The sequence below is a fragment of the Streptomyces sp. AK010 genome, from assembly GCF_014207295.1.
In the GTDB taxonomy this organism is placed as follows: domain Bacteria; phylum Actinomycetota; class Actinomycetes; order Streptomycetales; family Streptomycetaceae; genus Streptomyces; species Streptomyces massasporeus.
The window spans coordinates 34,648-51,945 of the sequence record NZ_JACHCX010000006.1 but is presented as its reverse complement, the minus strand read 5'-3'; the positions used below and the strand labels follow the sequence as shown (position 1 = coordinate 51,945).

Annotated in this window: 12 protein-coding genes; 4 read left to right on the top strand and 8 right to left on the bottom strand. The window is 70.0% G+C overall.

The features are described 5' to 3' along the window. The 5 genes from HDC93_RS13600 to HDC93_RS38325 form a co-directional block, all read right to left on the bottom strand. Positions 1 to 834: hypothetical protein (locus tag HDC93_RS13600; RefSeq protein WP_185010517.1), on the bottom strand; the 834-nt coding region annotated here is incomplete at its 3' end. 26 nt (positions 835 to 860) lie between these two features. Continuing rightward, positions 861 to 4,499, bottom strand: coding sequence for a hypothetical protein (locus HDC93_RS13595; protein ID WP_185010514.1), 3,639 nt, complete (start codon positions 4,497 to 4,499; stop codon positions 861 to 863). Further along, positions 4,499 to 6,727 (bottom strand): hypothetical protein, encoded by a 2,229-nt coding sequence (locus HDC93_RS13590; RefSeq protein ID WP_185010512.1) that lies wholly within the window; start codon positions 6,725 to 6,727, stop codon positions 4,499 to 4,501. The genes HDC93_RS13595 and HDC93_RS13590 overlap by 1 nt, the downstream gene beginning before the upstream one ends. A gap of 6 nt (positions 6,728 to 6,733) precedes the next feature. Then, positions 6,734 to 10,012, bottom strand: a complete 3,279-nt coding sequence (locus HDC93_RS13585; protein ID WP_185010510.1) for a DUF6603 domain-containing protein — start codon at positions 10,010 to 10,012, stop codon at positions 6,734 to 6,736. 1,163 nt (positions 10,013 to 11,175) lie between these two features. Beyond that, positions 11,176 to 11,400 carry a hypothetical protein gene (locus tag HDC93_RS38325; RefSeq protein ID WP_260419579.1) on the bottom strand — a complete coding sequence of 75 codons (225 nt, stop codon included), beginning with the start codon at positions 11,398 to 11,400 and terminating at the stop codon, positions 11,176 to 11,178. Between the two features lie 51 nt (positions 11,401 to 11,451). Here HDC93_RS38325 and HDC93_RS13580 point away from each other — a divergent pair, with 51 nt between their 5' ends. From HDC93_RS13580 to HDC93_RS13570, 3 genes are read left to right on the top strand one after another with little or no spacing between them, the layout of a single operon-like run. Continuing rightward, positions 11,452 to 11,955 carry a tyrosine-type recombinase/integrase gene (locus HDC93_RS13580; RefSeq protein WP_398984934.1) on the top strand — a complete coding sequence of 168 codons (504 nt, stop codon included), beginning with the start codon at positions 11,452 to 11,454 and terminating at the stop codon, positions 11,953 to 11,955. Positions 11,956 to 12,011: 56 nt separating this feature from the next. Beyond that, the gene (locus HDC93_RS13575) at positions 12,012 to 12,926 is read left to right on the top strand and encodes a HipA family kinase (protein ID WP_185010508.1); all 915 of its coding nucleotides are present in this window, start codon (positions 12,012 to 12,014) and stop codon (positions 12,924 to 12,926) included. Further along, positions 12,923 to 13,243 carry a SelT/SelW/SelH family protein gene (locus HDC93_RS13570; protein WP_185010506.1) on the top strand — a complete coding sequence of 107 codons (321 nt, stop codon included), beginning with the start codon at positions 12,923 to 12,925 and terminating at the stop codon, positions 13,241 to 13,243. Before HDC93_RS13575 ends, HDC93_RS13570 begins: the two co-directional genes overlap by 4 nt. Positions 13,244 to 13,259: 16 nt before the next feature. Here the strand turns inward: HDC93_RS13570 and aceB are convergent, their stop codons facing one another. Next, positions 13,260 to 14,885 (bottom strand): malate synthase A, encoded by a 1,626-nt coding sequence (aceB, locus tag HDC93_RS13565; RefSeq protein WP_185010504.1) that lies wholly within the window; start codon positions 14,883 to 14,885, stop codon positions 13,260 to 13,262. A 208-nt stretch (positions 14,886 to 15,093) separates the two neighbouring features. Continuing rightward, on the bottom strand, positions 15,094 to 15,708 hold the full coding sequence (locus HDC93_RS13560; RefSeq protein WP_185010503.1) for an NTP transferase domain-containing protein: 615 nt from the start codon (positions 15,706 to 15,708) through the stop codon (positions 15,094 to 15,096). A gap of 243 nt (positions 15,709 to 15,951) precedes the next feature. Here HDC93_RS13560 and HDC93_RS13555 point away from each other — a divergent pair, with 243 nt between their 5' ends. Next, on the top strand, positions 15,952 to 16,281 hold the full coding sequence (locus HDC93_RS13555) for a DUF5955 family protein (RefSeq protein ID WP_311774542.1): 330 nt from the start codon (positions 15,952 to 15,954) through the stop codon (positions 16,279 to 16,281). Between the two features lie 54 nt (positions 16,282 to 16,335). Here the strand turns inward: HDC93_RS13555 and HDC93_RS13550 are convergent, their stop codons facing one another. After that, complete coding sequence (locus HDC93_RS13550; protein ID WP_185010501.1) at positions 16,336 to 17,133, bottom strand: IclR family transcriptional regulator; 798 nt, start codon at positions 17,131 to 17,133, stop codon at positions 16,336 to 16,338. Between the last annotated feature and the right edge of the window lie 165 nt (positions 17,134 to 17,298).

Genomic DNA, 17,298 nt, shown 5'->3' with positions numbered 1-17,298 from the left:
GCGCACCGATCCGGCGACCGTCAGGTCCTTGGCGGTGTTGCTGAGGCTGACGCTGTCGGCGAATGTGGCCGGGCCTTGGACGGTGAGGTTCCTTACGACGAGGTCAGGAATGCGTACGGTGACCGCCGTGGTCAGGGTGTGGGTGAGGGTGACGCCACCGGCTGTGACTTCGGCGCGGAGCATGAAGCCGGTGACGGTGGTCAGGCCGCGCGGGGTGGACCAGACACGTTCCTTGTCGAGGGGGACTCCGGCGGGGGTGTCGCCCCAGTGCATCGTGTACTTCGCGTCCGAGCCCTCCCAGCGGAGCACGGCGACCTCACCGTTCTCCACCATGATCTTCTCGGGCGCGAAATTCCGGAACACGAACCCGGCCGGGAACTTGTCCACCTCGACCGCAGCTTCCTTGTTGGTGAAGCTCCCGTTCGTCCTTGACGAACTCTCGATGATCTCGATGGAGACCTGACCCGCCGTGCGGTTGACCGTGATGTTGGACAGGGTGAGGGTGACGATCTGCCCGGTGAACTGCACCGCGCGGGCCGGGGTGAAGGTGATGACCGCGAAGCCGCCGGAGACGGTGGGGGCGGACGGCGTCCAGCCGGTGCTGGCGCCGGTCTTGATGTCGGCGCCTTCGGTGGTGAGGTGCTCGGCTCCCGCGCCGACCGGCACCCGGACGGTGATCTTGTTGCACCAGGCCGGCGTGGTGATGCCGCCGCCGACATTGATGTTGACGGAGCCGGATTCGGTTTCCTCGGCGGAGCTGACCCGCAGCGGCTTCGGGTCGGTCGACGGTTCGTACGGCAGCAGGTTGGTGGCGTTCACCATGACGACGCTCATGCAACAGCCTTTCTGTTGACGGAGGTTCAGGACGTCTCGGTCGCGTCGAGCAGCAGGTATCCGTACCGGGCCTCCGCCTGCGGATCGCCGAAGTGCGCCGCGGGATCAGCCGGAACGATCGGCAGCTCCACCCACTCGGTCTCCGACCCGCGCGGCTCGGCCCAAGTCCACGCTCCGTGCCACGACGCGGGCTGCGGCAGCACCACGCCTGCCTCCGTCGGTTCCGCCTCCGCCCGCGCCCGCCGGGCTTCCTCGGCCTTGTCGACCCGCTCGGCCGCGAGCAGTGGGCCGAGCCGGAAGGACGCCCGGATCCGCCGCATCGCCTCGGACACCAGGTCGTCGGGCAGCTGGACCTTGGTCACCGGGAGGATGTCCGTGGTGGCGTGCACCGCCGCGTACGGATCCATCAGCAGTGTCAGGTGGTGCGTCACCGGCTGGTCCGGGGTGCGCGCGGGCACGGCCAGGCCGTGGCCTTTGTCGATCGGGGTGAGATAGCCTCCGCCGCCCTGCGGCATGACCGCGTGGAAGAGGTCGTACGAGGTCTCCTGGTCGGGTCCGGTCGCCCCGGCGAAGTATCCGATGAGGCCGTCGCCGAGCCGTTTCTCGTTGCCGAGGCGGACCGGCCAGCGGTAGCCGTCGTACTCCTCCTCCGACTCTCCAAGGACCTGGTCCCAGCTCGGGTTGCTCAGCAGCGGTCCTTCGAGTTCGACGCCCAGATCGGCGCGCACCAGTGCTAGCGGGCGGCCGATGAGCCGCAGTGGAGAGGCGTCCTCCTGGGCCGCGTCGTCGAGGATGGTGTCGAGGGTCTGGTCGATGGTGTCGAGCAGACCGGTGAGGGCGGCGGCGGGTTTGTCCTTGAGGGTGCGGACGAACCGGGCCAGGTGCGGCATGGCGTCCTCGAACTCCTGGGCGTCGACGTCGGGGTGGGGGGAGCCCGGGAGCGGTAGCCACACGCTGTCGTCCGCGCCGTCGATGTCTTTGACGACGCGGAGTTCGCCGAGACAGACGCCGTCGGGTCCGTGGACGACGAGGGTCTGGTCGAGATGGTTGAGCAGCAGCCAGCCGGCCAGGGGGTTTTCCGTTGTGGCCGCGCGGGCCATCGGCGAGAGCCGCTGTCCGTCCACGGCGCGTACGGTCTCCAGCCGCAGTCGGGCGCCCTGGAGGAGACGCGGGCCGAGCTGGACGAAGCGGGCCGTGCCGATGAGGTCCTCGTGCAGGATGTTGTCAGGGGCAACGCTCTCCGCGAGGGTGAGGGAGACCTGTTCGTGGTTGCCGCTGTTGACGATGTCGTAGGTGCGGCCGAAGCGGTCGACGATGCGCAGGTCGTGGAAGGTGAACTGGCCGGCGCGGACCGGCTGGAACGGTGTTCCGGGGTCGTCGGCGGGCGGTTCGAGCGGGCCGCCTTCCGGGACGCTCTGGATGTCGCCGACGAGCCGGGCGGTGGCCTCGGGGACGTGCACGGTGGTCCTGGCGGTGCCGTCCTGCTGTACGAGCCAGTCGTGGAAGCCGTCGAGGCGCTGGGAGAGCATTCCGGGGTCGCCGAGTTCCTCACGCAGGGCGAGCAGGCCTTCGGCGGGGGCGCCGGAGTAGGTGTCGAGGTAGCGGTCGATCTGCTTCTGCAGGACGTACGGCGCGCTCGGGGTGAGGAACGCCCGGTTCTTGAAGGTGAGCCAGCGCAGGTTGGCTTCGCCGCCGCCGGGCTGGGCTCCCCGGCCGGACCATTCGTAGCGGCTGCCGTTGAAGGTCCAGTAGGTGGTGTCGCCGGCCTGGAAGGGCGTGGGGCAGTACTTCAGTTCGTATTCGAGGTGCATGGGCAGCCAGGGTTGCTGCCACAGCGCGGTGTGCTCGGGGACGGGCCCGGTGACGGCGGCGGGGTCCTTGAGCGCCGCGTCGAGAGCGCCGGGGACCCGGGCCACCTGGTCCAGGAGGGCGAACTCGGCGAGCAGCGGGGTGCAGGCGTCGGGGAGTCCGGCCAGTCCGGGGCTGGGCGGAGTGGTGGGCCGGTCGTAGGTCGTGCCGCCGACGGTGATCCGGGTGATCAGGGCCTCGGGAAGGCGGCAGGGCAGCGGGGTGTCCCGGGTGAGGGGTTCCTTGGCACCGGTGTCCTTGATGAGCACGACCGGGTCGGCGGGGCGGTAGTAGGACTCGCGGGCGGTGCGCTCCAGCTGGTAGCGCGGGTCGAGTCCGCGTTCGGTCGCGTACTGCGCGATGTCGGCCGCGAGTTCTTCCGGAGTGCCGCCGGTGGGCAGTTGCCTCGACAGCACGAACTGCTCATCGAGCAAAGCCTTGGTCCGCCCGGCCAGACTCGTCGCATCGCTCTCGTTGAGCTGGACGTCAGCTGCGGCGTCGAACCCCGCGGGGTGCTCAGGGGTGAACGGGGGAACCGGCTTGTTGCGCAGCCACCAGATGTTCCACAGGCGCTGCTGGGAGCGGCGGAGTCTGGGCGTGAGGTCGTCGTACTGCCGTTGGACATCGTTGAGTTCGGTCAGCCACCCGGGTTCCGGCGGCGGGGGCGGCAGCTCGTCGTCGCCTTCGACGGGGCGCGCGGTCACCTTCCACACATGGCCGCCGTCGGAGCCGGAGAACCAGGAGTGATGGGTGAGGGTGTCGAGGTCCTCTTCGCCGTCGGCGGTGTCGAGTGTTTCGAGGGTGCCGTGGAAGAGCGAGCGTACGAGGTCCCCGGTGCGCGCGGACCGGGTCTGGCGGGCGGCCAGCCGGCCGAGGGCTTCGGCGCTGCTGCTGCCCAGCGTGAGGATCTTGCTGAGCTCGATGTTGCTCGGTTTGTCGGACTCGTGGGTGGCGCCTTCGCGCTGCCAGTCGACTCCCAGCGCGAAGCCGCTGTAGAGGGTCCGGTCCAGGGCGTCGGCGGCGGTGCCGTCGGGGACGTTCCAGCCGAGGGCTTCGAGGAGGTCAGCCGTCCCGTCCGCGTCCGGCGGGAGCAGGCCGGGCACGGACGCGGCGTGGTTGAGGTAGTCGAGTGAGTCGTCGCTGTACCAGCCGACGACGAAATAGCTCAGCGTCGCGTCGGGCGGGTAGTTGTCCAGGTCGCCTTTGAGGTCCTCAAGGGTGTCGTGGATGGAGAACACGTCTTTGTTGTAGGGCTGGTAGGCCGCGAAACCGGGCAGTCCGGGCCCGGCCGCGGTCAGGTGTGGCTTCTGGGCGGGTGGTTCGGTCCACGGCGCCTGGGTGAGGTCGTGGCGGCGGCCGAGGAAGGTCAGCTCCAGCGGAGCGCCCTCCGGTGAGTCGGGGTTCGGGTGCTTGTTGGTGCCGTAGATGTCGTTGCCGTCGGCGTCCTGGACCGGGCGGCTCTCCAGGTAGTCGCTCTGTACGATCCACCCGACGGCTTTGCGGTCCGCCGCCGCTGTGGTGCTGTAGCGCACGACCAGCCAGCGGTTGGGGACGAAGGGGAAGGTCGTCTCCCCCGTCGCCTGGTCGTAGTGCCCGTTGGCCAGCGCCTCGGGCAGCTGCCAGTGGACGTAAACGCCTTCGCTGTCCGGGCCCATGGTCTCGGTGCCGACCCCGGGGGGCGGTTCCGCGCTCGCGCCCTCCTCGATCATGGCGTCGAAGTTCGGTGTCCACCGGTTGAACGTCTCGGCGGTGCGGGTCAGCCGGTTGACGACAAGGGCGTTCACCTTGACGGGGACGATCAGGTCCGTGGCGCTCATCAGGCGGTCTCCGTCCGGGCAGCGGTGCCGGTGGGGCTGAGGATTTCCTGTTCCAGCGGGGCGTTGACGAGTTCCAGGGCCAGCTGTCCGGGATCCAGGTCGGTGAGACCGAACTCCCGGGCCAGGGCGGGCACCAGGCCGCCGGTGCCGAACATCTGGAGCACCGCGGGTCCGGTGTCCGGGTCGCCGCGCAGATGGAGGTCGAAGAGGTCGCCGGTGGCCGGGTAGTAGGTCTCCAGCGGGGTGCCGATCGGCGGGTCGGCGGCCAGGCTGCGCAGGCCGAGCCGGTTCCCCGAGTCGATGCCGTAGTGGATGCCCTGTCCCGGTTCGCGGAGGACGACCTTGTCGGGAACGCCGTCCCACAGGACGAGCAGGATCCTCTTGTCCGGTGTGGCGCGGCGCAGTTCGGTGAGGACGGTGCCGTCCTCCAGGTAGGCGGTGATCTTGATGTCCGGCCAGGCGGGGATGAGTTCGGAGTGGATGAGCAGCCCGCCGGCGGCTCCCTTCGCGCTGTTCGCGCGGGCGGTGGCGCGGTTGAGTTCGGGGGCGAGGCGGCTGTCGACGGAGGTGTGCACGCCGACGTCGGCGGCTCCGGCGACGAGCGCGTCGAGCCAGCCCTGGTCGAGGCGGAACATCCGGAGGGATTCGAGGGGCAGCATCCGCGGGTCGGGCACGACGTGGTGGAACGGCACGCCCTGGAGCAGGCCGAGGCGGGCCTGCCAGGCGGCGATGGCCCCGGCGTCGCGTTCCGCGGTGGTCCGCAGCAGGGAGAGGGCGCGCTCGTCCGCGAGCATGGCCCTCGCCCGGGTACGTGTCACTCTCGGCTGCGGGGTCCTGCGGCCGGCGTCGTCCGGGAGCTGAGGGCCCTTGAGGCCGGTGCTGAGCTGCTCGCGGAAGCGGGCGGAGGCGAGTTCGCGCAGCGCGCCGAGGGTGGGCGGGGCGTCGGGGTCGACCGAGGATCGCGCCGGATCCGCGGCCAGCGCCATCAACGTCGTCGCCCGGTTGGCCAGTTCGCGGCGGGCCCGGCTGACGGTGGTGGTGTATTCGGGGTCGGCCAGGCCGATGGCGCGGCCCAGGGTCCAGGCGGCGGCGTAGCTGACGTCGAAGATGCCGTGCTCGGGCTCGTAGATGAGCGCGTGGTCGGAGGTGGTGTGCGGGCCGGGGCTGTGCTCGGTGGGCACGTCGAACGCGGTGACCGGCGTGGCAGGGCCGCGGTACCAGGCGAAGGTGCGTTCGCCGGAGAGGGTCAGCTGCGGGACGGCGGTGTAGCCGAGTGCGAGGCGGTCGCGGACGTAGTCGTCCTCGGGGTCGTCGGTGACCGGTGCGGTCACCGGCAGCCGCAGGGCGAGGTTTTCGGGGTCCGCGGCGCCGGGGGCGACGAGGTTCTCCAGCAGCGCTCCGGGGTCGGCGGCGGGCCCTTCGCTGCTGGTGAAGCTCCAGCTGTGCAGCGAGCACAGGCGGACGGCCGTGGTGCCGCCGGGCAGGGTGCCGGACAGGCGGCCCTCGAAGCCTTCGAGGGAGACGAGGTGGACGGCGTAGTTGCCGGGGTTGTGGGGGAAGCGGTTGGCGTTGACGACCGCGTACTCCCCTTCTTCGAGGACTTCGCCGTCGGCCCGGGTCTTGTTCGCGTCGACGACCTTGCGGACGTGTGCGAGGTAGTACATCTCCTCGTCGCGCGGGGCGACCGCGTTGAAGAGGTCCGCCGGGACGTCGATGGTCTGGCACTTGCTCCGGGCCTCAGCCTCGTCGACGCCGCCGGACGGCAGGTTCGGGCCCTTGACCCCCGCCTCTGCAGGGTTGCGGAGCTCCTCGACGGTGCGCAGCACGGTGTCCCCGGACGCGGCGGGGTCGTCGGGCAGTTCGTTCTCGCCGAAGACGAGCAGGGCGAGCCAGGGCGGGCGGGCCGGAGGCTGCTCGGCGCGGGTTCCGGCGAGGTTGCGTTCCCAGGGCAGGATCGACCGGCTGAGGGTGATGTGCGGCAGGGTCCTGGTGTAGGCGCCGGTGCTCTCGCGCGGCGGGTAGTAGGCGTGGACGGACGCTTCGCTGAGTACGAAGCGGACGGCCTTGATCTCGAAGGTCTCCTCGGACGGGAGCAGCTTGTCCTGGGCGTCCACTTCGCCGCCGGGGTCGCTGAGGGTGTTCTTGACCACGACCCGGTAGTCGCCGGGGGTGGCACGCGGGATCAGGTGGTCGAGGAAGTGGATGCGCAGATCCGGTTCAGCGGTCACGGCCGGTCACCTCGTCGCGGTGGTGGTCAGGGGCGGGGTGGTCAGGCTGCGGCCGGCGAGTGCGGCGTAGCCGGTGAGCGGACTGTCGGTGTCGGCGCCGGGTCCCGCGCCGAGCCGGGCGAGGGTGCTGAGCACGGCGGTACGGCGGTCCTGGACGGTAGGGGCGGCGAGGGTATCGACGATGGTCCGGACGCTCTGGTCGTCGGCTCGCGGCTCGGGCCCGGCGGGGTCAAAGACGCGTAGGGGCATGCGACCGTCCGGGAGTCCTTCGTACGAAAGCGCCTTCGAGGTGACGGGTCCGGTGTCGGTGCCGTAGTCCGGCTTGGGGAGGGTGATCCTCAGTCCGGTGAGGCGGTTTTCGAGTAGCTGGTCGCCGTCGAGCGCATCACCGGGTTTGGCCAGGGGCTTGCCCCACAGGCCGGGGGCGACCGTGCCGGTGACCGGCTTGACCACCCAGTGATGGTCGGTGGGGTGGAAGGTCGTGCCGTCCTTGGTGATGGTGACCCGGTGGGCTGAGGTGACACCGGTCTTCCGCATGGGGCGGATGTCGATGCTCCCCTCATCGGACTGTTTGATCAGCCGGTCGTTGATGTAGAGATGTGAGGCAGGGATGCCGGCTTCGGTGGTGAAGGTGAATCCGGCCGAGGAGACGAGGGTCGGTTCCTTGGTGGCCGCGCGCCGGGCGATCTCGCCCTGGTCGGTGTCGGCGAGCAGGCCCTCGTTGGGGATGACCCGGGCGGGTGCGGGGATCTGGGTGCGGAACTCGGGCCAGTCCACGGTGGGGGTGCTGTCGCGGGAGGAGCCGAAGCCGAAGCTGAAGGAGATGAACCAGAGCTTGACGGTGGCCCGGCCCCCGAAGGGCGGCAGCCACAGGTGGAGGTCGATGCCGACCTCGACGGAGATGCGGACCCGGACGATCCAGACCTTGATGGTGGCCGCGACACCGATGCTGATGCCGAGCTGGACATCGAGGTAGAAGGGTTTCCACTGGACCAGCACGTCGAGGTGCGCGGTGAACCACGCGGAGAAGATGCCCTTGTCATAGACGGCGGCAAGGCGCCCGCCGAACATGAACGCGGCGGGGGTGATCGCTGCGTAGGCCTCGGCCCGCACGGTGATGTCGCTGGCCGGGGACCACACGAACCCGAGCCGCTTGGGCCGGGGGTAGTGGGCGGGGACGTTGTAGTCGGGGTGGTAGCCACCGAGGCTGATGGCGAAGTCACCGGCGCGGCCTCCGCCAGTCCAGACGTAGACGGCAATGCCACCGGTGAGTTCGATCGACGGATCGAGCACATAGCTGCCGGGCAGCAGAGCCACGTCCATGGACAGGCAGTGCTCGGCGGAGCTGAAGCCGAGGCTCAGGCCGATGTTCACCCTGGCGATGGCCCGGGCGTTCGGGTTGAGGGTGCGCGGCAGGCTGACGGAGGTGCGGCCGAGCAGCATGGCCTTGACGGAGTCGCCGAGTTCGATGACGGCGAGCGCTTTGGTCTCGATGAAGCCGAAGCTGGTGAACTTCACCCCGGCGGCGATCCAGTACTGGCCCTCGGTGGGGCGGATCCAGCCGGTGGGTCCGGTGAGGGCCTTGAGCGCGTCCTCGGGGGTGTACGGCGTCGGGGCCGGCAGGCCGGGCAGGGCCTGGGCCGCGTCCAACCGTGCCACCAGAGGGAATTCAGCGATCTCCGCGCCGGTGGGGACCTTCTTGAAGGAGCTGTTGATCCCGAATCCGGCGGAGAAGCCGGTGACGGTGAAGGGCGGCGGGCCGAAGACGGAGGCGCCGCCGAGGAGGGACATCTCGCCGTAGACGAAGACCGAGTGCCAGCCTTCGACGCTGCGTGCCCACACGGCCTGGGCGCCGAGTTCGACCGCCATCGCCTGGACCAGGATCAGTCCGGCGAGTTCGAAGTCGAGGGTGGGGTCGTCAGGCGTCTTGTTGAGCAGGCCGCCCTTGAAGCCGATGAGTCCGTCGGCGGCGGTGGCTTCGATGTTCATGCCGTGCAGGAAGGGCAGCAGCGGGAAGCCGCCGCTCATGCCGACGTAGAAGCCGAGTCCGGCGACCTGCCAGGTGAGAGAACCGATCGTGACCTGGCCCTGGAGCTCGATCAGCAGGCCCTTTTTGTGGTCGTAGCGGAATACGATCGACGAGAGGTAGACCGGCCCGAACTGCTTGCCGATCACGAACTCGTATTCGAGCTTCGGCTTCTCCGGGCTCTGCGGAGCCGGTCCGAACTTCGGCGGGACGGTGATCACCAGTGCCGGGGTCGGATGGCCCATGACCGCGAGGTGGACCGCCGCACTCACGTTCTTGCCCAGCGGGACCCCTGCCGCCGCGTTCACCACCGGCAACTGCTGGAGCGGGCCGAGGTTGTACTCCGTGACCACCCGGTTGATCTTGATGACGTCTTCGGCGCTGAGGTTCTCGGAGACGTACATGATCTGGAGCGCGGGCAGGGACAGCAGCCCGTTGCCGATCATGGGTCCGACCACCGGCAGCCCGGAACCGTCCCAGTCCGTGCGGGCCCGGACCATGGCGACGGTGGTGGCCTTGGGTTTGCCGTCCTGGCCGGTGCGGCCGAGCGCTGTGGTCCGCAGCACCAGCAGTTCCACCGGGTTCGCGCCGGTGCCGTGGTCCACCGGCGCTTCGGCGGTGACCATCAGGTTGTCCATCTTGCCCATCGGATGCTGGTGCAGCTGGACCCGCTCCAGCCAGTCGACCAGCGGTCCGGGCAGTTCGACGCCGTACTCGCCCAGGGCTTCGAGCAGCGGGGTGATCAGCAGTGGCGGTCCGTCGAGGGGCTGGGCCGTGCCGATGGACTCCTTGCGCAGTTCGGCGCGGAACTCCAGCGGGTCGGCGACCGCCCCGCCGAGCTGGAAGCCCACCCAGGGCCCGGTGCCGGGGCACCGTCCGGCCGCGGCCGCGGCCTGTCCGGCGGCCAGCAGGACCCGCAGTGACCGGCCGCCGGACAGCCCGGACAGGTCGACGCGGGCGACGGCGGTCTGGAGCAGCCAGGTCGCCGGGCTCGCCTCGAAGAGCAGCGCGTCGACCGCCGTGCCAGTGGCGAAGAACCGGGCACTGGCCGGCATCGCCTCACCGGCCAGAGTGACTTTGCCGGTCACTGTCAGAGCGGTGCTGTCGGCAGTCGCCTCAGTGAGGGTCAGAACGCCGCTCGGCAGGTGCTCCAGGGACCCGGCCTCGCCGGTCAGCCCGAGCCGCCCGGTGTCGAGTTCGAACGTACCGGCACCCCCCGCCGGGAACAGTGCAACCAGTTCGTCGACCGTCAGCGCCATGGGTGACCCCTGCCTGTGGACACGGTTAGGTGAGGCGCCCGCGGAACTGCGGGGCCCCTGTGCCGGTATGTGCCGTTACGGAAAATAAATTAGGCGAGGGTCACGGAAACATCAATACGGAGCATGTGCGTGGCACAGCCATCCGGCCATTACGTCTGGATAACACCGGCCAGGGGCCGGGAAATGGACACCTATTTCCCGCCAAACGCGTTTCACGTGAGGAGATCTAGAATATTTTACGGGCCGCAGGGAGCGGACGCCTGGTCGAAGGACCGTTCGGAGAATCGATTCGGTCGGCGCATTTCCCGACGACCGAATCCGCCGCCCGCCGCCCTCCCCGCTTCGCGATCCCCCGCCCCGAATGAATGACCGAATTTCAGGATTCAGCCATGCGCCCCCGGGACAGCATCAAAGTCAGTTGATCAGACAGCGGGGCGGTCCGGACCGAGGGGCGGATGATGCGGCCGTGGGAACGCCCGGTTTGGACGTGCTCCCCCGCTTCGGGGACCGCGGGTGGCAGAGCGGCGTGGACCCGGGCGAGCGGGGCGCCTGGTTGCCCCTGGCCGACAGGGCGTAGTCGGCGTGACGCTGTTCCAGCAGGTAGGCGACGGTGCCGCGCAGGTGCGGGCGGGGTCGACGTTTCGGAACATCCGTCGGATGGTGGGTTCGCTGGCCGCGCGGCGCCGAGGGGACTCGGCGGTCGGCGGGCGCCGAGGGCACACGTCATCGTTCCAGTTGATGGGCCGCCGCCGTTCTGCGGGTCAGAGATCTCCCGAGCCGTCCCCGGTCACACTTCCTGCACGGTCAGCGGATTGACGTTGCACTGCGTTCGCGAGGGGGGAATAGGCCGGTGGGTCATTGACTGACTTACGATGGGAAACGGGCGGAATGGCTCACACGGCGGTCATGCAAGTGAGTCCCGGACCGACTGGTCCGGGACTCACGGCAGTGCGGGACGCGGCTGCTACAGGTCAAACTCCAGGTGCCCGATGTCCGTGAACCGGACTTCGTCCACGCTGTCATCATTACCTCGAATGCGAGAGAGCGACAGACAGACGCGGGGGAGGTGAGTAGCCCGCAGCGAACCGTGCCTGACGGGCGTTTACTGGTCACGTCCGCTGGAGTGGCGTATCGACGGCCACTCGGTTATCTCGTCTTTGAGGCTATGCGGTGAGTTCGGTGGGGATGGTGGGTTCGTTGGTTTCCGACTCGATCGGGTGGAGGCGGGCCTTGGCGAGGAGTTCGCGGCCCATGTAGCGGCGGGCCTCGGTCCACTCGTCGTTCTGCTCGGCCAGGAGGTCCTTGGGTTGAGTCCCGACGACATCGACTGTGCGCGGGGCGTCCTCCACGTCCGTCGCCAGATTCAGGCGGCCAACGGGAGGCTGCACTTCGCCCTGCCGAAGGGGGCGAAGACGCGGATCGTCGACATGCCCTCCTCGGTGGCCGAGGAGCTGAAGGGTCATGTCGAGGCGTTCGCACCGGTGGAGGTGAAGCTTCCATGGGGGAAGCCGGAGGCGGACGGGCAGCGAAGGAGGTTCTCTCTCCTGCTCACCACATGGTTCGGCAATGCCATGGCGGTGAACACGTGGAACACCTACACCTGGAAACCGGCGCCGGCCGAGGCCGGCATCATTCCGCCACGCTCGAAGGAGGCGAAGAAGTGGCAGTGGGAGGCAGCGCCGAAGGACGGCTTCCACGTGCTGCGTCACACCTACGCCTCGATCATGCTGGAGGCGGGGGAGTCAGTGGTGACGCTGGCGCGATGGCTCGGGCATTCGTCTCCGGCTGTAACGCTTGGTTACTATGCTCACTTCATGCCGGAGGCCGGAAGCCAAGGGTCGCACCGCCCTCGACGGATTGCTGGGGAGGAAGGGAGACGAGCGTGCCAGTCGAAACTCCCCAGATTCTCCCCAGGGGTGATCGTGGCTGTTTCCCCGGATTGAAGCACTTCGGAGGTAGTCGTGAAATGTAAGGAAAATGCGCGACGGGGCCTTCGTACGTGCTGAGAGAGGTCACCGCCACCCGCTATGTCGAGCCCTTGCATTCGGGCGGCTCCGTCCCCGGGGTCGTCGAGGCGGACGACCTCGGCACCTACGTCGTGAAGTTCACCGGCTCCGCGCAGGGCCGCAAGGCGCTCGTGGCCGAGGTGATCGTGGGGGAACTGGCCCGCGCCCTCGGGCTGCGCTTCCCGGAACTCGTCCTGGTGCACTTCGACCCGGCGATCGCGGACCACGAACCCCATCAGGAGGTACGGGACCTGCACGCGGCGAGCGCGGGCGTGAACCTCGGCATGGATCACCTGCCGGGCGCCCGGGACTTCACCCCGGAGGTCGCCCGGGTCTTCCCCGTCGATCCGGCGGAGGCCGGGAGGATCGTCTGGCTCGACGCGCTGACCGTGAACGTCGACCGTACGGTGCACAGCTCCAACCTGATGGTCTGGCCCACCCTCGGCGTCGCACCCCCGCGCCTGTGGCTGATCGACCACGGCGCCGCCCTGGTCTTCCACCACCGCTGGGACGCCACCGACCCCCGCAGGGCCTACGACTTCCGGCACCACGCCCTCGGCCACTACGGGCCCGACGTGCGGGCCGCCGACGCCGAGCTGGCGCCCCGCGTCACCGAGGAACTGCTGCGGCACATCCTCGCGGAGGTCCCGGACGCCTGGCTCGCGGACGAGCCGGGTTTCGCCGGCGCGGACGCGGTGCGCGAGGCGTACGTGACCTACCTCCGCGCCCGCGCGGAGACCTCCGCGGACTGGCTGCCCACCGGCTTCCCCACCCGCGAGGAACTCGCCGCCGAGGAGGCCCTCCGGGCGGCGAGGAGCCGGCAAGGACGCCCCGCGTGGCTCAAGCAGGTGCCCGACCTGCACGGCAAGCCCGCGGCCGAGCAGGATTGGTCGGTGCACCTCGGATGACGGATGTTCAGCGGATCGAGATCGAACCGACGGAGGACGCCCCGGGCGCCTCGGCAAGGGTCGAGATCGAATACTGCACCCAGTGCCGCTGGCTGCCCCGCGCGGCCTGGCTGGCGCAGGAACTGCTCACGACCTTCGAGGCGGAACTGACGGAGCTGGCCCTCAAGCCCGGCACGGGCGGGGTGTTCATCGTCCGCGTCGGCGACGAGGTCGTCTGGGACCGGCGCGAGCAGGGCTTCCCGGAGCCGACGGCGGTGAAGAAGGCCGTACGCGACCGAGTGGCCCCGGAGAAGTCCCTGGGCCACTCGGAGCGCTAGCGTCCGGCTCGGCCGGTCAGCCCTTGAGCTGCTCGTACGCCGGGAGCGTCAGGAACTCCGCGTAGTCCTCGTCGAGGGAGACCGTCAGCAGCAGGTCGTGCGCCTGCTGCCAGTTGCCGGCCGCGAAGGCCGCGTCGCCGATCTCGGCCCGGATGTTCGCGAGTTCCTCGGCGGCGACCTTGCGGGCCAGGTCGGCGGTGACCTGCTCGCCGTTGTCGAGGACGACCTCCGCGTTGATCCACTGCCAGATCTGGGAACGGGAGATCTCGGCGGTGGCCGCGTCCTCCATCAGGTTGAAGATGGCGACGGCGCCGAGGCCGCGCAGCCACGCCTCGATGTAACGGATGCCCACCTGCACGGCGTTGACCAGGCCCGCGTACGTCGGTTTGGCGTCGAGCGAGTCGACGGCGATCAGGTCGGCCGCCTCGACGACGACGTCCTCGCGGAGGCGGTCCTTCTGGTTGGGCCTGTCGCCGAGGACCTTGTCGAAGGACTCCATGGCGATCGGCACCAGGTCGGGGTGGGCGACCCAGGAGCCGTCGAAGCCGTCGCCGGCCTCGCGGTCCTTGTCGGCGCGGACCTTCTCGAACGCGACCTTGTTGACCTCGGCGTCCCGGCGGGACGGGATGAACGCCGCCATGCCGCCGATGGCGTGGGCGCCGCGCTTGTGGCAGGTGCGGACGAGGAGTTCGGTGTACGCCCGCATGAACGGGGCCGTCATCGTCACGGCGTTGCGGTCCGGCAGGACGAACTTGGCTCCGCCGTCACGGAAGTTCTTGACGATGGAGAACAGGTAGTCCCAGCGGCCCGCGTTCAGCCCGGAGGCGTGGTCGCGCAGCTCGTAGAGGATCTCCTCCATCTCGTACGCGGCGGTGATCGTCTCGATGAGGACGGTCGCGCGGACCGTGCCCTGCGGGATGCCGCAGTACTCCTGCGCGAAGACGAACACCTCGTTCCAGAGGCGGGCCTCGAGGTGGGACTCCGTCTTCGGGAGGTAGAAGTACGGGCCCTTGCCGAGGTCCAGCAGGCGCTGGGCGTTGTGGAAGAAGTACAGGCCGAAGTCGACGAGCGCGCCGGGCACGGGGGTGCCGTCGGCGTCGACGAGGTGACGCTCGTTCAGGTGCCAGCCGCGCGGGCGCATGACGACCGTGGCGAGCTCCTCGTCGGCCTTCAGCGCGTACGACTTGCCGGACTTCGCGTCGGTGAAGTCGATGTTCCGGGTGTAGGCGTCGCTCAGGTTGACCTGGCCGAGGACGACGTTCTCCCAGGTGGGCGCGGAGGCGTCCTCGAAGTCAGCGAGCCACACCTTGGCGCCCGAGTTGAGGGCGTTGATGGTCATCTTGCGGTCGGTGGGACCGGTGATCTCGACCCGGCGGTCGTTCAGGGCGTCCGGGGCCGGGGCGACCCTCCAGGAGTCGTCGGCGCGGATCGCGGCCGTCTCCGGGAGGAAGTCGAGGGTGGAGGTGCGGGCGATCTCGGCGCGGCGCTCCGCGCGGCGGGCGAGGAGCTCGTCACGCCGGGGCGTGAACCGCCGGTGCAGCTCGGCCACGAAGGCGAGCGCCGCTTCGGTGAGGACCTCCTCCTGCCGGGGCAGGGGCTCGGCGTCGACGATGGCCAGCGGGGACGGCGCTGGAGCGGACATGAACGGTCACTTCCTTCAGCGAGCTGTGAAGACGAGCCGGCGTGCTTGGCACCGGGTGCCAGTCTTCCCGGATACGGCGTTCGGCACCCGGGGAGCGGTCGGGCGCTTCTGAACAGTGGATACTAGTTTCCTCATGGTGGAAGTTCAATCGTCTGTTGATGTCGAGATTCTCAGGGTCGAGGCAAGGTGGCGCTCCGTGCCACCCCGCTCACTCCAGGTGGGTCAGATCGGTTTCGGTGTCGATGTCGAAAGGCCGGGCGACGTCCCCGCACTCGACGAGGGTGATCGCCGTCCGGTGCTCCTTCAGGTAGGCGCGTGCCCCCCGGTCCCCTTGCGCAGTCGCGGCGGTGCCCGCCCAGTGGGCGGCGCCGAACAGCACCGGGTGTCCGCGCACGCCGTCGTACGCGGCGGAGGCGAGCGACTCCTCGCCCTCGTACGCCGCGAGCACACGGGCCACCGCCTCGGGTCCGATGCCGGGCTGGTCGACGAGCGACACCAGGGCGGCCCGTGCGCCCGTGCCGGCGAGCGAGTCGAGTCCGGCGCGCAGGGAACTCCCCATTCCCTGCTCCCAGTCGGGGTTGTCCACCAGGACGCAGCCCGGCAGTGACGCCCGTGCGCGCACGTCGCCGGCCTGCGCGCCCAGGACCACGTGGACGGTCGCGCAGCCGCCCTCCCGCAGCACCCGCACCGCGTGCTCCACCAGGGGCCGGCCGCGATGGGGGAGCAGTGCCTTGGGCCGCCCGCCCAGCCGTCGCCCGCCGCCGGCCGCGAGCAGCAGTCCGGCAACCGCTCGTGCCCCGTCCGTCGTCTCCCGTGTCGTCATGGCTCCTGCATACCGCACGCCCCGTACGGGGGTGCGACGGCGCCGGGCGCGCGTCGCACGGGCGTTCGCCTCGGGCCAGAAAGTCACACAGCGAAACAAGTCGATGACGCAATGGACTGGCGCCTGATGGTCCGCGTCGTTTACTGTCGCCCGCACCGACCGGCCGGGCGCCCGACTGCGGCCCGGTGTGGGGGACTTCGCGTCGGAAGGGCATGCGCACGACGAGGTGCGAGGGGGAGGACTGTGTTGCGGAGCGTCGAGCAGAAGCGGCAGGGGCCTGTGGCCGGCGGCGACGAGGACCCACGCGTGACGGGGCTGCGCTCCGCCGTGTCCCGGTTGCGCCGCCGACTGGCCGCCCATCCCGGCGAGTTCGCCGACCGGGCCATCGCCGAGGAGGAACTGGCCGCGCTGGCGGCCATGGCCGCCGACGGCATCCCCGAGATACCCTGCCTGCGCCGCTCCCTCCTGCTGATCGCGGGCGCGATCGGCTCCGTGAGCGCTGTGTCCGCGGAGCTCACGGAGGTCCGGCGGGCCGTCGATCTCTTCGGTGGGCCGGTGCGGGGTCAGGGGTAGTTGCCCGGGCCGGCCGGGCCCGGCGGTGGCGCGGCGCCCTGCGGCCCGCCGCCGTTATGCCGGGCTCTGGCTGGCGAGCGCCGCGGACAGTTCCACGGCGACCTGCTGGAGCACCGGCACGATCCTGTCCGTCGCCGCCTCCGTGACCCGGCCCGCCGGGCCGGAGATGGAGATGGCCGCGGCGGTGGGGGAGTCGGGCACCGGCACCGCGAGGCAGCGGACCCCGATCTCCTGCTCGTTGTCGTCGATGGCGTAGCCCTGCCGGCGCACGTCCTCCAGGGCCGCGAGGAAGCCGTCGGCCGTCGTGATCGTCTTCTCCGTCGCGGCGGGCATGCCCGTACGGGAGAGCAGGGCCCGCACCTCCTCCGGCGGGAAACCGGCGAGCAGGGCCTTGCCCACGCCCGTGGAGTGCGGCAGCACTCGCCGCCCGACCTCCGTGAACATGCGCATCGAGTGCTTCGACGGCACCTGCGCCACGTAGACGATCTCGTCCCCGTCCAGCAGCGCCATGTTCGCCGTCTCGCCGGTCTCCTCGACGAGGCGCGCGAGGTACGGCCGTGCCCAGGTGCCCAGCAGCCGGGAGGCCGACTCGCCGAGGCGGATCAGGCGCGGGCCGAGCGCGTACCGCCGGTTGGGCTGCTGACGTACGTACCCGCAGGCCACCAGTGTGCGCATCAGGCGGTGGATGGTCGGCAGGGGCAGGCCGCTGCTCGCGGACAGCTCGCTCAGGCCGACCTCGCCACCCGCGTCCGCCATCCGTTCGAGCAGGTCGAAGGCGCGCTCCAGGGACTGGACGCCGCCGTTGGCGGAGGACCGGGCGGAGTCGGTGGTGCTGGCGCTGGACGTCGGCACGGCGCGTTCCTTTCGGGGCGGGCGGGAAGGGCTGAAGCCTACCCGGCGGTCGGTTGACTCCCCGCTTGTACGTAGCTACGTTCTGCTTGTTGGAAGTTTAATTCCGCTTTGTGGAAACGTCCAGGAGTTTCGCCGAAGGGCGCCGCAGCCAAGTGTGCCCTTGAC

What these genes read in the sequence shown, in the direction of transcription:
- aceB (WP_185010504.1), bottom strand. Translation starts at nt 14,885, where the DNA reads ATGTCCGCTCCAGCGCCGTCCCCGCTGGCCATCGTCGACGCCGAGCCC.
- HDC93_RS13570 (WP_185010506.1), top strand. Translation starts at nt 12,923, where the DNA reads ATGACGGATGTTCAGCGGATCGAGATCGAACCGACGGAGGACGCCCCG.
- HDC93_RS13585 (WP_185010510.1), bottom strand. Translation starts at nt 10,012, where the DNA reads ATGGCGCTGACGGTCGACGAACTGGTTGCACTGTTCCCGGCGGGGGGT.
- HDC93_RS13560 (WP_185010503.1), bottom strand. Translation starts at nt 15,708, where the DNA reads ATGACGACACGGGAGACGACGGACGGGGCACGAGCGGTTGCCGGACTG.
- HDC93_RS13595 (WP_185010514.1), bottom strand. Translation starts at nt 4,499, where the DNA reads ATGAGCGCCACGGACCTGATCGTCCCCGTCAAGGTGAACGCCCTTGTC.